This is a genomic window from Paenibacillus sp. Y568, assembly GCF_059445545.1.
Window position 1 is genome coordinate 44,383 of record NZ_JCAIUM010000003.1, and the last position, 15,745, is coordinate 60,127.

22 protein-coding genes are annotated in these 15,745 nt (G+C 37.1%); 19 read left to right on the plus strand and 3 right to left on the minus strand.

Annotated features, from left to right (window positions below; translation table 11 throughout):
* The first annotated feature begins 67 nt into the window (after nt 1-67).
* The 7 genes from AC1D7X_RS05305 to AC1D7X_RS05335 all read left to right on the plus strand — a co-directional run bounded on the left by AC1D7X_RS05305 (nt 68) and on the right by AC1D7X_RS05335 (nt 3,406).
* Nucleotides 68-238 carry a hypothetical protein gene (locus AC1D7X_RS05305; protein WP_495474798.1) on the plus strand — a complete coding sequence of 57 codons (171 nt, stop codon included), beginning with the start codon at nt 68-70 and terminating at the stop codon, nt 236-238.
* A 149-nt stretch (nt 239-387) separates the two neighbouring features.
* Nucleotides 388-906 (plus strand): DinB family protein, encoded by a 519-nt coding sequence (locus AC1D7X_RS05310; protein ID WP_495474799.1) that lies wholly within the window; start codon nt 388-390, stop codon nt 904-906.
* A gap of 73 nt (nt 907-979) precedes the next feature.
* On the plus strand, nt 980-1,288 hold the full coding sequence (locus AC1D7X_RS05315) for a hypothetical protein (RefSeq protein WP_495474800.1): 309 nt from the start codon (nt 980-982) through the stop codon (nt 1,286-1,288).
* Between the two features lie 118 nt (nt 1,289-1,406).
* Nucleotides 1,407-1,757 (plus strand): DUF3139 domain-containing protein, encoded by a 351-nt coding sequence (locus tag AC1D7X_RS05320; RefSeq protein ID WP_495474801.1) that lies wholly within the window; start codon nt 1,407-1,409, stop codon nt 1,755-1,757.
* Between the two features lie 64 nt (nt 1,758-1,821).
* Nucleotides 1,822-2,535 (plus strand): phosphorylase family protein, encoded by a 714-nt coding sequence (locus AC1D7X_RS05325; RefSeq protein ID WP_495474802.1) that lies wholly within the window; start codon nt 1,822-1,824, stop codon nt 2,533-2,535.
* Nucleotides 2,536-2,627: 92 nt separating this feature from the next.
* Entirely contained in the window at nt 2,628-3,119 is a 492-nt protein-coding gene (locus tag AC1D7X_RS05330) for a GNAT family N-acetyltransferase (protein WP_495474803.1), read from the plus strand.
* Between the two features lie 80 nt (nt 3,120-3,199).
* Nucleotides 3,200-3,406: a hypothetical protein gene (locus tag AC1D7X_RS05335; protein ID WP_495474804.1), complete on the plus strand. Its 207-nt coding sequence runs from the start codon at nt 3,200-3,202 to the stop codon at nt 3,404-3,406.
* Nucleotides 3,407-3,440: 34 nt separating this feature from the next.
* Here the strand turns inward: AC1D7X_RS05335 and AC1D7X_RS05340 are convergent, their stop codons facing one another.
* Nucleotides 3,441-4,313 carry a MerR family transcriptional regulator gene (locus AC1D7X_RS05340; protein WP_495474805.1) on the minus strand — a complete coding sequence of 291 codons (873 nt, stop codon included), beginning with the start codon at nt 4,311-4,313 and terminating at the stop codon, nt 3,441-3,443.
* Between the two features lie 140 nt (nt 4,314-4,453).
* Between AC1D7X_RS05340 and AC1D7X_RS05345 the strand changes: the two genes are divergently transcribed.
* The 9 genes from AC1D7X_RS05345 (at nt 4,454) to AC1D7X_RS05385 (ending at nt 11,129) form a co-directional block, all read left to right on the plus strand.
* Nucleotides 4,454-4,969: a DinB family protein gene (locus AC1D7X_RS05345; protein ID WP_495474806.1), complete on the plus strand. Its 516-nt coding sequence runs from the start codon at nt 4,454-4,456 to the stop codon at nt 4,967-4,969.
* An 82-nt stretch (nt 4,970-5,051) separates the two neighbouring features.
* Nucleotides 5,052-5,546 (plus strand): cysteine hydrolase family protein, encoded by a 495-nt coding sequence (locus tag AC1D7X_RS05350; protein WP_495474807.1) that lies wholly within the window; start codon nt 5,052-5,054, stop codon nt 5,544-5,546.
* A gap of 396 nt (nt 5,547-5,942) precedes the next feature.
* Complete coding sequence (locus tag AC1D7X_RS05355) at nt 5,943-6,695, plus strand: class I SAM-dependent methyltransferase (protein ID WP_495455763.1); 753 nt, start codon at nt 5,943-5,945, stop codon at nt 6,693-6,695.
* Nucleotides 6,696-6,802: 107 nt separating this feature from the next.
* On the plus strand, nt 6,803-7,309 hold the full coding sequence (locus AC1D7X_RS05360; protein ID WP_495474808.1) for a P-loop NTPase family protein: 507 nt from the start codon (nt 6,803-6,805) through the stop codon (nt 7,307-7,309).
* 236 nt (nt 7,310-7,545) lie between these two features.
* On the plus strand, nt 7,546-8,010 hold the full coding sequence (locus tag AC1D7X_RS05365; protein WP_495455765.1) for a VanZ family protein: 465 nt from the start codon (nt 7,546-7,548) through the stop codon (nt 8,008-8,010).
* Nucleotides 8,011-8,120: 110 nt separating this feature from the next.
* On the plus strand, nt 8,121-8,441 hold the full coding sequence (locus AC1D7X_RS05370) for a PadR family transcriptional regulator (protein ID WP_495455766.1): 321 nt from the start codon (nt 8,121-8,123) through the stop codon (nt 8,439-8,441).
* 127 nt (nt 8,442-8,568) lie between these two features.
* Nucleotides 8,569-10,038, plus strand: coding sequence for an amidase family protein (locus tag AC1D7X_RS05375; RefSeq protein WP_495474892.1), 1,470 nt, complete (start codon nt 8,569-8,571; stop codon nt 10,036-10,038).
* A 113-nt stretch (nt 10,039-10,151) separates the two neighbouring features.
* A complete protein-coding gene (locus AC1D7X_RS05380; protein WP_495474809.1) occupies nt 10,152-10,658 on the plus strand; it encodes a 2'-5' RNA ligase family protein in 507 nt (168 codons plus the stop codon).
* A 36-nt stretch (nt 10,659-10,694) separates the two neighbouring features.
* On the plus strand, nt 10,695-11,129 hold the full coding sequence (locus tag AC1D7X_RS05385; protein WP_495455769.1) for a peptidase M56: 435 nt from the start codon (nt 10,695-10,697) through the stop codon (nt 11,127-11,129).
* A 436-nt stretch (nt 11,130-11,565) separates the two neighbouring features.
* Here the strand turns inward: AC1D7X_RS05385 and AC1D7X_RS05390 are convergent, their stop codons facing one another.
* Nucleotides 11,566-12,096: a hypothetical protein gene (locus AC1D7X_RS05390; protein WP_495474810.1), complete on the minus strand. Its 531-nt coding sequence runs from the start codon at nt 12,094-12,096 to the stop codon at nt 11,566-11,568.
* A 138-nt stretch (nt 12,097-12,234) separates the two neighbouring features.
* Between AC1D7X_RS05390 and AC1D7X_RS05395 the strand changes: the two genes are divergently transcribed.
* Nucleotides 12,235-12,699: a GNAT family N-acetyltransferase gene (locus AC1D7X_RS05395; RefSeq protein WP_495455771.1), complete on the plus strand. Its 465-nt coding sequence runs from the start codon at nt 12,235-12,237 to the stop codon at nt 12,697-12,699.
* Nucleotides 12,700-12,943: 244 nt separating this feature from the next.
* Here AC1D7X_RS05395 and AC1D7X_RS05400 read toward each other — a convergent pair whose 3' ends face one another.
* Nucleotides 12,944-13,726 carry a hypothetical protein gene (locus AC1D7X_RS05400; protein WP_495474811.1) on the minus strand — a complete coding sequence of 261 codons (783 nt, stop codon included), beginning with the start codon at nt 13,724-13,726 and terminating at the stop codon, nt 12,944-12,946.
* Between the two features lie 327 nt (nt 13,727-14,053).
* Between AC1D7X_RS05400 and AC1D7X_RS05405 the strand changes: the two genes are divergently transcribed.
* On the plus strand, nt 14,054-14,671 hold the full coding sequence (locus tag AC1D7X_RS05405) for a DUF4241 domain-containing protein (protein WP_495455772.1): 618 nt from the start codon (nt 14,054-14,056) through the stop codon (nt 14,669-14,671).
* A gap of 120 nt (nt 14,672-14,791) precedes the next feature.
* On the plus strand, nt 14,792-15,727 hold the full coding sequence (locus AC1D7X_RS05410) for a GNAT family N-acetyltransferase (protein WP_495474812.1): 936 nt from the start codon (nt 14,792-14,794) through the stop codon (nt 15,725-15,727).
* Nucleotides 15,728-15,745: the final 18 nt, after the last annotated feature.

The following is a 15,745-nucleotide window of genomic DNA, read 5'->3' on the forward strand; positions in this document are numbered from 1 at the left end:
GCATAAAAAACATTAAATGACCGCACCCTATACAGAAATATATGCTGTTAAAGGAGATGCGCGACCTATGGATCAACAGTCAAAACAACAAACAAGCGACAAAGAAGCTAAGAAGATACAGAAATTAAACACGACCCTCACTGGGGAGAATGATACCGAGTTTGCAGATGAGCTTACCAACAAAGATATCAAATCTGCATTTAAGAATCCGATCACCGGCGAGGAGCGCTTGTATTAGTCCCTAATACGAGTGATTTTACGAGTGTGCAGATGCTAAGCCCTTGAGTTTAAGGGCTTTTTTTCGTGCTTAGGCGTATCATTATGTGGGAAGGGGCTGATATAATCGAATCAGGTAATATGAGGATATATTGGAAGAGGTGAGGCGAATTGAATTATCTAGAACTAATTGATGTATACAAGATCGATCTCAAGCGTTATTCTATGAACCAATTAAGATATGCACCCAAGCAAGGCGTGTGGTCTCTTGGCCAAATGTATGATCATGTAATACTCACAGCACTCGATTATCTCGACCAAGTGGAATGTTGTGCTTCAGCAAGTGAGGAGCAAAGGGCAGGGAAAACGGAGGCTGGGGTTCAATTATTTAACGCTGGTTCATTCCCTCCGATAAAAATTAAATTACCAGAGGGACCTGCAAATACCCCGAATAATTCAAAAACTGTCGATGATCTAATGTCCGGACTGGATATGGTGGTTAAGAGAATGTCTGATTGGGAAGAGAAGGTAGATACGATAAATCCAAATTATAAAGTTAGACATGGAGGCTTTGGGTGGCTCACTGCACGGGAGTGGTACGACTTAGTCAGTATGCATTTTCGCCATCACTTGCGCCAGAAGGAAGAACTGGAACAAAGTCTTGATTTTAATATGGATGTGAACGGCTGACAAGTAGGAATAGATTATAGGGTAATGAATGAATGTAAATAGATGCCTAATACTACGTAAATGAGGTGAAGAAATGAAGAAAAAAACAATAAACACTGTTGGTTTTATTGCAGGGGGGATTCTTTTACTGCTGTATCCCTTTGTTTTAATGGCAAACATAATGCAATTAGCAGGCGTTTCTAATAATGAGAATGTTTTTTTGAAAATAATAGTTAACCTATTTATATTTTCAAGCAGCACTTATTTATTAACATATATTGGATGCTTGATCACTTATATCATAAAAAGAAATAAAAATAATCTAATATCCTTGATACCTTTAGCTCAAATAGTCGTAACAGTTATACTATTTTTCATTTGGATGGTTATAGATAATTCGTAGATTCATAATGAAGAAGGTTCAATCATCCTTACCCATTTTCCCCTCAATACATATTAATAAACAATATGAAATTAATAATTGAGTGATTTATTTTAGAAAAAGGGGGGGTGGTATTATAATGAAAAAAAAGATAAAAATACTAATAGTAATCGTTATAATGATTCTCGTAATAACACCATTTGTTTATGTACAAGCGAATAAAATGATATATAAAAATAGGGTGACGAACTACCTATTAGAAACGCAAAATTATAGTGAAGAAGAGATAGAGGTTGTTAAAGGGATATGGGGTATCAAGTTACCCTCATTTTTCGCAGTGGTCATCTTTAAAGATGAACCCAACGTTGAATATGTATATTTTGCGCATAATGAAGTATTACAGTTCGATTATAGGTTAACAAAAGAAGGGACAAAAAGGGGTATCACTGTATCGGATTTAAAGCATTATGTTCCACTTGATTCGTATTGAAGAGGTAGCTAGAGTAAATGAATTTATCTAGAGGCTATGAATTAAAAAACTTGGAGGAAATTCTGTGAAGTTAATCGGTATAATGGCTGCTTGGGAGCCTGAATTACAATATCTACATCATAAGTTTCCTCTGACATCTCAAGTGAAAATAGGGGCATGGACATTTTATCATTATCAAAACTCTGATTTGACGATTATTTCAGTGGTATCGGGTGTTGGTAAAGTTAAGGCTGCGAGTTGTGCTCAATTGTTAATAACACAATATAATCCGAGTGAGATTTACATGATTGGAATTTGCGGTGGTTTATCTGAAGAAGTGTGTGGTGGTGACATCATTGTAGCTGAACAAAGCTTGCAGCATGATGTAACTGATGCTAATTCCACAAGTGATCCTAGAAATACATACCTTGGAAGAAGTAGTGTGGTAGATTCATCTGAGAGACTTATTCAAATGTTCAAATCATATCTAGGCGATGCATATCCTAATGTCCATTTCGGTAGATTTATCTCAGGAGATCAACGAATCAGAGATGATGCTGTTAGTCATAAATTAAAGGATGACTTCAATGCAATAGCAGTTGATCAAGAGCTTGCGGCGTTTGCTCACGTAAGTTATTTAAATGGTATTGATTTTCTTGGGCTTAAATCTGTATCGGACAAAGCAAATAATAATACAGTAAACGATCAACTTGAATATAAGAATACTGCATGTAGTAATGCATGTGAGTTATTAATAGCATTTTTAGAGTATAGACAGAGAAGTGGATCCTTCCTATAACCATATACTCGTGCTACTGAATATTATCGCCATGTTCACCTAAGAGCCATAGTACGTCGTAAACATACTTTATAAAAAAAGGAATGAGAGTGTTGACCCATGTATCTTTTGAAGTGATCAATCAACAACACCTAAATGAAATTAAAGATATTTACAATTACTATGCCAATACAACAATTTCATTCCACACCGTAGAACTAGACATTGACGAGATAAAAGCATCTGTAATGAACAAGAATCCTAGGTATACATCATACGTAATCCAACAGGAGCATGAGATAAAGGGATATGTATTGATCACTCAATATAAAAGTAAACAAGCCTATGACGTTTGTGCCGAGGTAACCATATATTTAAAACCCGATTGTTTAGGACAAGGGCTTGGAAGACAGGCACTTCATTTTATCGAGGAAGTTGCCAGGGAACAAGGATTTCACACGTTAATCGCAACCATTTGTATGGAGAATAGTAGAAGCAAGTTTTTATTTGAACAAAATGGATATGAACAATGCGCATTATTTAAGGAAATAGGCTATAAATTTGATAGAAAATTAGACATCGGAAGCTTTCAGAAGATGTTATGAGTGAATCATAAATGAGCTGAACATCATCTAACAACAGTCGGAAGGTCTTTTAGAATACGATAAGGAGATGAAAGGCGGAAATGATGGAAATGATACTCTTTTTACCGGTTTGCATTGTCTTATACCTAATTATTCTGTTTGCTATTGATCATTCGGATGCGTCAAAGTACTTAAAGAGAAATAACCAATTATTAAGAGAAATTAATATAGCATTAAAGCAAGGAAGAATTGAAGAAGATAAAGAGTTACAGGATAAGATCGGACTAATTATAGATAAAAAACACTAATAATAATCGAGATAACCGTTATCGTTATTGTTCTCTATGAATATAAATCCTTCAACTGCGGATACTTCTCCATCAATGCGGCGTTCGCTTCTTCCAGGTTTTTGGTATAGGCAAGATAAGAAGGACTAAGAATTTTGAAGTTCGGCAGAAAAACGTCAGTATAACCGCTACTTTTCTGAAATTCTATTAAAAGTTGTTGCATTCTATAGGCTTCCGATTCTTTATACGCGCTAGATGTGCGAAATGCTAGGTAAGTCTCAAAAGTCTCTTTATTCTCATTCATATAGTTCTCCAAATCTGAAACGGCATGGACCAAAGAAGTACTTGTTTTCTCCATGTTTCCTTGCTGCATCATGGGGAATGACTTCTCTACATATTCCTGCAACTCAGTGGGTATTTCAACATGATCAAGGAAAGAAACGATTGTGTCATACGCCATCTCCTGCTCTACAGAATCGATCCGATCATTTAAAAATTGTCCAAAATGGATGCTAACATATATGCCATAACTACCAGGAAAAGCTTGCACTAATTTATCCTTAATCGTAAAATATTCCTCCAAATTAGACTGTAGGTATGCAAATTCATGGTCAATATCATAATGGTGGATCAAATGCTCCATGCGTTCAAGCCTAGTCTTTTCCTTTTGCTGTTGTAGCTCCATCCGATACTTACATTTAGAGAGTGCTGCTGATTTATGATTACTGTTTAGAATGGTTTGAATATCAGGGATGGAAATGCCTAACTTTCTTAGAACAGCTATTTCCTTTAGCGTTGCTATATCCTGTTCATAATAATGACGATAGCCGTTCTCACCAATCTCCGGTTTAATTAAGCCCTGTTTCTCATAATATTCAATGGCCTTCTTGGTCAGATGACATCGATCGCATACCTCTTTAATTAACATACTAATCACCTCTCAACTATCATGAACGATACCCTAGGGGACTAGTCAATGATTTTTATATATGAGCAATAAAAAGAGAAATTTTCAACTAACAGATACCGTGTTATACTGGGTAAAACTTTTAAGGGGGAGATTTATTCATGTCCAATCGACCATCAAAAGATGAATATAATGTTCATTTTGAGACGTATGTGAAGTTAGTCCCAGAAGGAGATATCGATGATATTCTAATCCAGTCTCTTAAGAACACAACTGAGTTACTCTCAAGCGTTACGGAAGATCAGGCGAATTACCGTTATGCACCGGGAAAGTGGAGCTTGAAAGAAGTATTGGGACATATTACGGATAACGAACGGATCATGGGTTATCGGTTACTTCGTATTGCTAGAGGCGACAAGACGCCACTATCTGGTTATGATCAAGACGTTATGATGAGCGAATCTCCATTTGAAAGTTATGACATGGCAGATCTCATAGAAGATTATACAGCAGTACGGCGTGCAACCCTTACGTTGCTTTGTGGACTATCTACAGAAGCGTGGTCCAGAATTGGTATTGTCAATGACAGTGAGTCAACCGTAAGAGCGTGGGCCTATATTATCGCTGGTCATGAGATGCATCATATGAACATCATTAAAGACAAATATTTAGTTTAAAAAGCTAAGAGGAGCATATGTGGTCAATCGCTATGCTCCTTAAATATATGACAAAAAAACGTACTAGAACGGAGAAACGAATTTGAAAATAGGCTTATTAATTATCGATATGCAAAAAAACTTGTTAGAAGGTCAGCTTGAACAACGAGATATTGACAGTGCGTCTGAATATATAAATCACGTGGCCAACCTACTCCGCCTAAACAATCATCATGTCATACATATCAAAGATGTTGAAGGGTCAGAAGAGATTAGCAGTGAAATGCTAGAGTTTATCCCTGAGATCACAGTAGAACCCGACGATATTCAAATGACAAAGGAATATTCCAATGCATTCTGGAAAACAGAACTAGAAATGGTGTTGAGAGAAAAAGAAATTGGATTAGTCATTGTTGCTGGATTCGCAGCAGAGCATTGTGTGCTTTTCACATATAACGGTGCCATTGAACGAGGGTTTAAAACGGTAATCTTACACAAAGGGATACTAAGTACTCAAAATGAAGCAATACACAACACATATAGCGAGAGACATATGATTTCCTATCCTGTGATCGAGTTCTTACTTCAAAAAGCATAGACGGTGGGAATAGCTGATTTATGGCATCTATATATATTCATATTTAAATATGAATTGAACCTAGGCTCTAATAAAGATGAACCTATAGTCTGTATAAATTGTAAATTTCACCTTGTGCTTCCGCCTAAGTATCAAGTATAGTAAATGAAACTTTCAATTGAGGTGAAATGGGATGGATCTCCACTTTGTTCGAAGTAATTAGTTCACGGGCTGGGTAAAACGCGTACCAGCTGTTAAGGGGGACGTTTGCCCTTTTGACCGAAGAGAACAATTACTTTTGATAAGGTGTTGGGGCACATTTTTCTGTAAGCCAGGACACGACACAGGGACGTATTGTCTCTTTCGATCCTGGCTTTTATGTACTCATTTTAACGATTTGAAAGGTGGATATTAGATATGAAGCAATTTGATTATAAGAAATTCTATGATGAAGTCGGACAATTAAATGGTTGGGATTTCAGTAAAGTAAAGATGACAGCTGAAGGTGTAGAGTGGGAATTCTATGATGAAGTAACCCAAAGATGTCTCCCGTCTGATCGATTACTCGATATTGGTACAGGTGGAGGGGAAACGTTATTATCCATTGCTCATGCCGCTTCACATTTAGTGGGAATTGATATCTCATCGGGAATGATGCACACTGCGAATCATAATTTAGAAAATTCCAATCAAACCAATGTACAATTTTTGCAAATGGATGCTGATAATCTTGACTTTCCTCGGAATTTTTTCCACGTGGTATCTTGTAGGCACTCACCCTTTCATGCCAAAGAAGTAGTGAGGGTCCTAGTGAATAATGGCATATTCCTCACTCAACAAGTAAGTGAAGATGATAAGCTTAACATGAAACAGGCGTTTGGAAGAGGACAGGCTAGTGGTGTGGTGGATGGAACATTAAAGAATAAATACATTGAGGAATTGAATGAAGCTGGTTTTAAGGATATCCAGTCCTTTGAATATGATGCAACTGAATATTTCGAAACGTACGAAGATTTAGTATTTCTACTGAAACACACGCCCATTATTCCGAACTTCGGGAAATATAATCGTGATTTTGAGATACTCCAAACATTTATTGATGATAATATAACTGAAAGAGGAATTAGGACAAGTTCCAAACGATTTATGATTATTGCGAAAAAAGAATAGTCAGAAGTTATACGAATGAAGTAATAGGATCAATAGGGAGGGCTGCCAAGTGCAGCTTTTCGCTGTATTAGGAGAAATCGGGATAAATGATGAATTAGAGGAAGGAGATGAGTCATATAAAAATCCGTATTATTGGTTCTTGTGGGAGTGGGAAATCATATTTAGCCAAAGAAATATCTAAGTTGCTAGAGGTTCCTTATTATGAACTTGATAACATAGTTTGGGATAGAAGTGTAGAAAACAGGAGATTTCCACAAGAAATAAGAGATGCAGAATTGTATAGAATAGTCAGCTTAGAATCATGGATTATTGAAGGAGTTCAATTTGAATGGACGAGTGAAAGTTTTGAAAAGGCAGATCTCATTTATATTTTAAATCCAAGTGTCTATTTACGAGATTACAGAATTATTAGGAGATTTGTTAGATCGAGAACAGGCATCGAACGAGGGAATTACAAACAATCTGTGAAGAATCTAATGAAAATGTTGATAGAATGGAACCATGGATACAATGTGGAAGAGGTATTGGAAATCACAAATCCTTATTCAGATAAGAGGTTCGAAGTGACTTCTACGAAGGAAGCACTAGAACATGTCCAGGAGAATAAAGGGTAACTCAGGAACGTTATGAATTGCGAACGGATTATAAAAACAAGAACCATTATGCTGTAAACACACTAGAGATCATCCGCATCTTAGAAGAAGGAAAAGAGGGAAGGGTGTTCTCGAGAACTTTACATACATAGATATACGATGTATAGTGATGCTAGGTATTGATCATTATAAATAAAGGAATAATTAGCGGCCGATTCCGTTATTTATTCTATTTAAGAAAAAGGAATGAACATCATATGAAGAAATTAATTAAGATTGTTTTAAGCATTAGTTTTATATTTTACTTACTTGTATTGGCTATTATTTTATTCTTAGGATCAAGAGGGAATATATGGACAGACCTTTCGCTTTGGCAATACATAAAGAGCTCTTCAAATTTTGTTCCATTTAAATCGATAAGTACTTATATCAATGCGATTCTTAACGGAACTATGAATATCGATATACCAATAAAAAATCTTTTTGGTAATTTAATTTTATTTTTACCGATGGGTATTTATCTGCCTTACCTTATAAATAAGCTAAACAAGTTAGGTTCATTTTCAATTTTAATGATTATATTGTTATTCGTTGTTGAAGTCATTCAATTAGTTACAAGAAAAGGAAGTTTCGACATTGATGATTTCATTCTTAATATGTTCGGTGCTTTGATGGGATATGGAATTTGGAAGATAAAATTCATTCAAAAGTTACTAAGATAACATTTTAAAGGAAATGGATCGGCCACAACCGATCGTTGCACCTTTTCAGAAAAGGTAGATTTGAAGATACTCAAAAATCACGAAATGACAAAATCAGGAGGTGCAGAGCATTGAAAGTAAGCAAAGAAATGCTTAAGGGCAGCACGGGAACTTTGATCCTGACTCTTTTATTAGAGAAGCCGTTATATGGCTATGAGCTAATTAAGGAGCTGGAACAGAGATCGCAAGGTATATTTTCATTAAAAGAAGGAACACTCTATCCCATTCTCCATGCAATGGAAAGCGAGCGCTGGGTGGAAGCGTACTGGGTGAAAGTAGAAGGACGAAAACGTAAGTATTACAGGATACTGGAGGAAGGTAAAGAGAAACTCAAGGAGAAAAAAGCGGAATGGTTTATTTTTAAAGGAGCGGTTGACTCGGTTCTGGGATAGGAAATAAATAAGCAATTGCTCCAACATAGTTATAATCAATCTTTCCATGTCATTGAGACAGAGAAATATGGTAAGTTAATTAGGAATGCCACAACCATATTTTACTAGAGGAGTGACTTAAGTGGATATGATGCTCGAAGAATGGATTATTGAAGCAGATATCATGAGTATGCAAACAGCTATGGAATCAGGTTCCATAAGTTCTGAGGACTTAGTACGGAGTTACCTAGAAAGAATACATAAGTACGACTCGAAGATTAACGCTATACTAGAAATCAATCCGGATGCGATTGAAATCGCGATAGAATTAGATAAAGAACGTAAGCTAACAGGAAGTCGCGGGAAGTTACACGGTATTCCTATTTTATTAAAAGATAATCTGGATACAGGGGATAAGATGCATACCAGTGCCGGTTCAGTTGCGCTAGCGGAATCATTTGCAGCAACGGATTCATTCGTAGCGTCGAAGCTGCGTAGTGCAGGTGCCGTCATACTAGGGAAAGCAAATATGTCTGAATGGTCTAATTTTATGTCCAGTAAGATGCCAGCGGGATACAGCTCCAGAGGAGGACTCGTGCTTAATCCATATGGACCAGGTGAGATATTCATTAGTGGTTCGAGTTCTGGGCCTGCAGCAGCGATTGCCTCAAATTTTGCGGCGGGAGCTATAGGAACGGAAACAGCAGGATCTATTGTAGGTCCAGCTTGTCAGAATTCTCTTGTAGGTATCAAACCTACGGTTGGACTCGTTAGCCGAGCAGGAGTTATTCCGATTTCAGTGAGTCAAGACACACCGGGACCTATAGCTAGAACTGTTACGGATGCGGTTATTATGTTAGGTGCATTAACTGGAATTGACGACAATGATGATGGTACACTTTTGAGTAGGGAACGTTCCTTTGCGGATTACACACCATTCTTGGATACTGATTTTATACAACACGCAAGAATAGGTATTCCAAGACATTATTATATGCACCTAGACAAAGAAAGACTTGCTATTATGGAGGCAGCGATCTCAACATTGCAAGCCGCAGGCGCCACGATCGTAGATCATGTTAGTCTTCACGTTGAACATAACAATTGGAATAATGATGTCATCTGCTATGAATTTAAAAAAGGACTAGATCAATACTTATCACAATTATCGGATACCGTACCGGTTCACTCTTTGCAAGAATTAATAGATTATGATGAGAATCATGCCGAGGTTGCTCTAAAGTATGGGCAAGACACGTTGATCAGGTCGGTAGAGACAACATTAAATGAGCAAACCTATCATGAGAAGAAACAACAATATGATGCATTAGCGCGTAACCAGGGAATTGATTACGTGTTAGAAGAGCATGGTTTAGATGCATTACTGTTACCTGGGGATGTGGATGGAATGTATATTGCCGCGCGATTGGGATATCCCTTGATTACCGTTCCGGCAGGATATTCCTCAATAGGGGTCGTGGACTCCGATGGTGATTCTACAAAAGGCCCTTTTGGAGTTGTTTTTTCCGGCAAAGCCTTTAGTGAACCTACCTTAATAAAAATAGCCTATGCTTTTGAACAAGCGACGAATTATCGTGTTCCACCCCAGTTTGGTTAGACTTGATTAACTAATTAGCTCAGTATTATAACAAGATTGCGCGATAGCATGGTGACCCGACCCTATGATAGGAGTTATGGCCTGGTCACATTCATTTGGAGGTAGGCGATGGAATGAATCTTAGATGCATGATGATATTTCCGAAGTTCCACAATATGAGTATGATCGATAATATCAGAGAAAAGTATGATCCATTATATAAGCATGTTCAACCTCATCTCACGATTGTTTTTCCTTTTGAAAGTGATATAACGGGTGAACAATTACAAGATCATATCAAGCATGCGTTACTGGGGATGAGATCCTTTAAACTTAGACTCAGTGGCATAAGTGGCGAAGAAGGTGGATACATTTTTCTGAACGTATTAGAAGGAAGAGACCAAATAGTTGAATTACATAGGCGATTATACACAGGAATAATCTCAGAATATCATCAACCCCATATTCCATATAAGCCCCATATGACCATAGGAAGAATAGAAAATCAAAAAGAAGTGATAAGAGATTTGGAGAAACACGAAATAATAAATGAAGTTTTTGAGGATATCGTGTTGGAGATCGTAGTAGAAATCATAGATAAGAATGAAGATTCAAACATAGAAATGACAATAGGGTTTTAAGTTGCGATACAGTGCTGAACGTTAGGAGAAGTGAGTATGGGGAATAAATCGTCTGGAAAAGCCATCAAGTATTCTTTGATTATTTTATCTATTGTGATTGTAGTGATTGCTTGTTTTATATTGAAAAAGGAGTTGCTAATCAAAACCTTGGACTCTACGGATTTGTCTAGTTTGAAGATTAATAATATTAAACTGAAGCAAAATATCCATAATATTGATTTGACTAAGTATAATAAGAATAACGATTTTGAAGATAGGAGTACGAAAGACTCACATTATCAATATTTTGAAGACTTTTATATCGTATACGACAACAATGGTAATATTTCTAGACTACAGACTTTGTCTGATAATGGATTACTAGATTTCTATGGTGGTGTTAACGATTTGAACGATGTTGAGGACAAACTTGGCAAGAGTTATATTGTCCAAGTTTATGACTCAGACCAAGGCCTTACCTCAAGGATTTAATATGATAAGGTTAATCGAACCAAGGCTATTTTCGTATATCCTAAAGCAGACCAAGCATATAACCAATACAAATTAGTGTGGGTAATTTTAGAGCTATATTAGCAAGATTAATTAAAATTCGTCAAACAAGCGATACCTCAGCTTGATTAGAATTAGCTACTAAAAGGGTAAATACCATAATAATGGAGGGGAAGTTATGAAACTTGCAGAAGCGTTGGTTCTAAGAGCAGATTGTCAGCGGAAGGTTGCACAACTGAGACAAAGACTAGAAAGATTGCGCTATAGTATGTAATTATGGAGTATTTATTAATGTAACTACTACGTACTGATTTATGGACTAGGGTGAGGGTGGGTAAGGGGACTTGTGGTTAATACTTCTAAAAAAATACATGACCCGACCTACGATAGTTGTGCTATCTCAGGTTGGGTCATGTTTTTATTTCTCAATAGATGCGATAGTAGCAAAAATTCGTGTGTATACATCCTTAAAGTTGGATTCGTTTACTTTGTCATTGTATAGTCCGTAACCCCAATGTTTAAATCCATCATCGTCTGTATGGAAATAGCCCGTTGCATATTCTAGATTACTTATTTCTGACACCTGATCGTAGGATAATTCTTCAGTAACAAAGGGTACAAATGATTTCGTAGATTCTATAAAGAAATATGGAATGTTTGAACTCTTATATACTTGAGCATATTTACTCTCAGCAGAATCAGATAGATGTTCCTTCATAATCATAACAGCATCAAATTCAGCCGATAGATGGTTGCCTTCCTCTAATTGTTTGAAGGTTATTTGTCTAAACTCCACGTTATCTTCGCGTACTTCTGGAGAGTCACCAATCACGCCAATGACTAAAGGTTTTCCGTCATAAAGAGGTGTGTCAATTGTATTGGCGTCAACATTAGTACACCCTGCAAGAATCAATAATATAAAGAGCGTGAATGGAAATAGCCTTTTCATTACTTAAATTCCCCTCCTCAATATACACTGTAACTTCATAAATCCATATTTAATATAACATAAATTTCCATATATAATGATTTTAAGCTATAGTGTAATTTTCGAATCATAGAATCGATAAATATAAAGGAGATAATTATGGGAATTCAAATTGTTAATCTTGCAGATACGATGGAATATTATGAAACCGTATGTCAGTGGCTTTGGAAACAATGGGCTAGTGACAAAGCAATCGAATATGTTAGATATGCCGTGCTACATAATTCTCAGACCGATCGTGTGCCCATGACATTCGTAGCGCTAGAAGGAGAAGAAGCTGTAGGAACAGTATCTTTCTGGATGAATGATCTAACTTGTAGACAGGATCTGTGTCCTTGGTTGGCATGCTTGTATGTCGCTGAAGAGCATAGAGGTAAAGGTATAGCGAGAGAACTACAGAATACTGTAATAGAAGAAGCGAAGAAATTGGGGTATAACAATTTGTACTTAATAACGACTCATGACAACTACTATGAAAGATTTGGTTGGAATTATATAGAGAGAGCATTTAAGCCGAATGGCGACATTACCAAAATATATAGTAAAGATTTAAACCTAGATTAAGTATTCAAATTATATAACCCAGAAGAAGTTGTTCAATTCGTATCTGGTACAGGATTCCATAAAATGAGTCTAGAGTCATCTCAAGATAAATCGATGGATGTAAATTGTGTAATTGCTCGAAAGGCATAGTTGCGAACTTACGGTCATCATCAGGTGAAATAACATTATGTGAACTATTTAGCCGATACGTTCTATTGTATCGGCTTTGTCATCTCTTCCATAGAGAATCCTTCATCGTTACTTGTTACTTCGGTAATTTGGTTTCTGCTGTCAGGATGGTCTGAGATATTTGCTTCTCCCAGTCGTATATTTTTTGTTGAGAGGTGTGAATGATCTGCATTTGATCATACATAATCGTGAGTTCTTCATCGGCGGTAACTGCGTTACCCTGCTTTACACTAGCTTTATAACGCTTTTCGGTTGCTGAATATATTTGTTTTGCGGCAGTAATGGTTTTATTCTCTGCTGTGATCTGTTTTTTTAAATTCTGTACAGGAGTCAGTAAATCCTTCATCGTCTTTATCTTGCTTGTACGCTGTTTTTTAGCCGCAGAGAGGGCTTCTTTTTTAGCTTTAACATCGGTACGAGCAGCTAACACTGAAGCTAGTAGCTTGTTGCGCTTTAGATCCAGCAGATCAGCCAGTTTCTTATCCTTATTCTTTCTAGCTGCAGTAGCCTGTTTGCTTAATGCTGTGTATTGTTCTAATAGCGGAGAATGTTTCTGTAAGGTCTGATCATACCTAATTTGTAGTGTGTTGATCCATTCTAAGTCTATGGCATTGATCTTTATGTTCAACGACTTCAATGCAACATTATTCTTCTTGCGTTGGTCTTGAATATGCTGAGTTTCTGATTGTGTGATTGCTTTTAATGATGTTAAGTTATCGTAAACTTGATCGATGTGCTCCAGTGCAGTATCCCACCGATCCGCTGCATTTACAGGAAGTGCATCTACTTGTAGTACAGTAAATATACAGAGAATCACAATTAATCTACTCCAAATCCGTCTTCTACGTATGTCATTCATAGTTACTTCAACCTCACTCTCTAGAGTATTAACGACAAAAAGCACCTCCAAGAAAGGCTAAATTGCCTGTTCTTGCGAGGTGCTTCTCTCGCTAACCATGTATAATTTACGTTTAATATACCCCTTAATATGGAATGTGTCAATCATTTATAGAACATATGTTTTCATATATTATTTATGTGCAATTCTTTCTAGATAATTATTGGTGGCGAATGTATGTATTATTTGATGATGTTAATAACATCATGCTTTCGATCATAGATGTCGTATAATGAAACACAGGTAGGCTAAACGAAGTGAAATGATATAAAGAAAGGAAGATGAATAATGTCAAAGCTATTCCTAGAATTAGCTAAACCAGAAGGTGGAATACTTCGTTCTGAAATACTTGAGCAGATAAAGATTACCTCCGGACAAGTTGTTGCTTGTGATCCGCTTGTTTCTCATAATCATCCATTCGAACGGCTGCTCCAGCCGGGTACATATCCAGTGGTCGCATGGTGGCATGAGGAAGAAGAACGAATTGCAGCAGCCGAACTGAAATTGTATGATGCACTTCCTATTCGTTGGGAGATGGCTACAAGAGCAGGACAGAATCTGAGCGAACTAAAAGAGGGAACGATATATGGCTATCCGGTGGATACCGGGCTAGGTTGTTTTGCTGATGTGGATGCGATCGATAAGTTAAATGAACTGGATGCCAGATTACAACGAGAGCTCGGTGATGATTTTATCAGCCTCTACGATAATCTTATAGACGATGTACTAGCTGAACACGACGATAACTGGGGTAATGTGATCGTATGTGAGGATACGGAACTCAATGTGGTATTGTTCAGTTCTGGTTATGGCGATGGCTTCTATGCTTCTTATTGGGGTTTTGATGAAGAGAACAGAATCGTCTCATTGATCACAGACTTTAATATCATTGCTACCGATCAGTAAAGATTAATTATAGTCTTTCTTTACTTAGTAGATTGAATCCATACGTGTTACCTTTATTGGTAGTAATAGTAAAAGGTACAATTATTATGGATGAGTCATGGGTATCGAGAGGGGAATTTTATGGGGAATTTAGATCAGTTGTTGAAGAGAATAGAAGTCCGCAATTTCCAACAGATTGACATGCCTTTACTTGGTGAATTATATAACTCCGTTAACTCAAGAGAGAATGCGACATTTTGGTGGGTAGGCGATTCGGATAACTGGGTGAATGTATTTTGTGCTTTTGAAGATGGGGAAATGGTAGCGAAAGGACAAGTTGAAGTATTCAATATTGTTCCAGCGGGTCGCTCGGCAGAAAGTAGGCATGCGATCTATCTCAATGTAAAAACCGTGCCAGAACGAGAATTCGATCTCAGCTTATTAGAGCTACTCTATTCATATATTTTTTCACGTGCCATGGAGTTAAAAGAGTCACTATCCCAGAAATACGCTACATTACTGTGTGTAGGTAACGATGCCTCGGAGACAGTCAATAGTCAATTCTTCATTCAGGAGAAGGGCTTTCGTCATATGAGTAGTTTATTTACAATGAGACGGGACCTTAAGGAGCCGATTCCAGATTTGCCATTAAGTGATGAGTTTCAATTGACGCATTGGAAAATGGAGTCGTCTCATGAAGAAAGCGAGTATTTGGAGTTGGATGCCGAGGTATGGCCTGATACGCCACTAGGGGTAGAGCGACTTTCTCAACACAAACAGAATCCACTGTGGACAGCGATAGTTGTTCGCGAGGCAGATACGATTGTAGGTAGCTTAATGGCATGGCGGGAAGAGGATAAAGGAATTATAGAACCTGTCTTCGTACGTGCCCCATGGAGAAATCGTGGTATTGCAAAATATATGCTGACTCAAGCGCTGACCTATTTAAAAACGAATGGGCTAGAGTCTGCAGAATTGATGGTATTAACTACGAATGAGTCCGCTTTATCCCTGTATGAATTGGTTGGATTTAATAGGATGAAAGAGGAAATACGATATGCTATAGAGCTTAATTAAATAAAAGATTAATTCCAA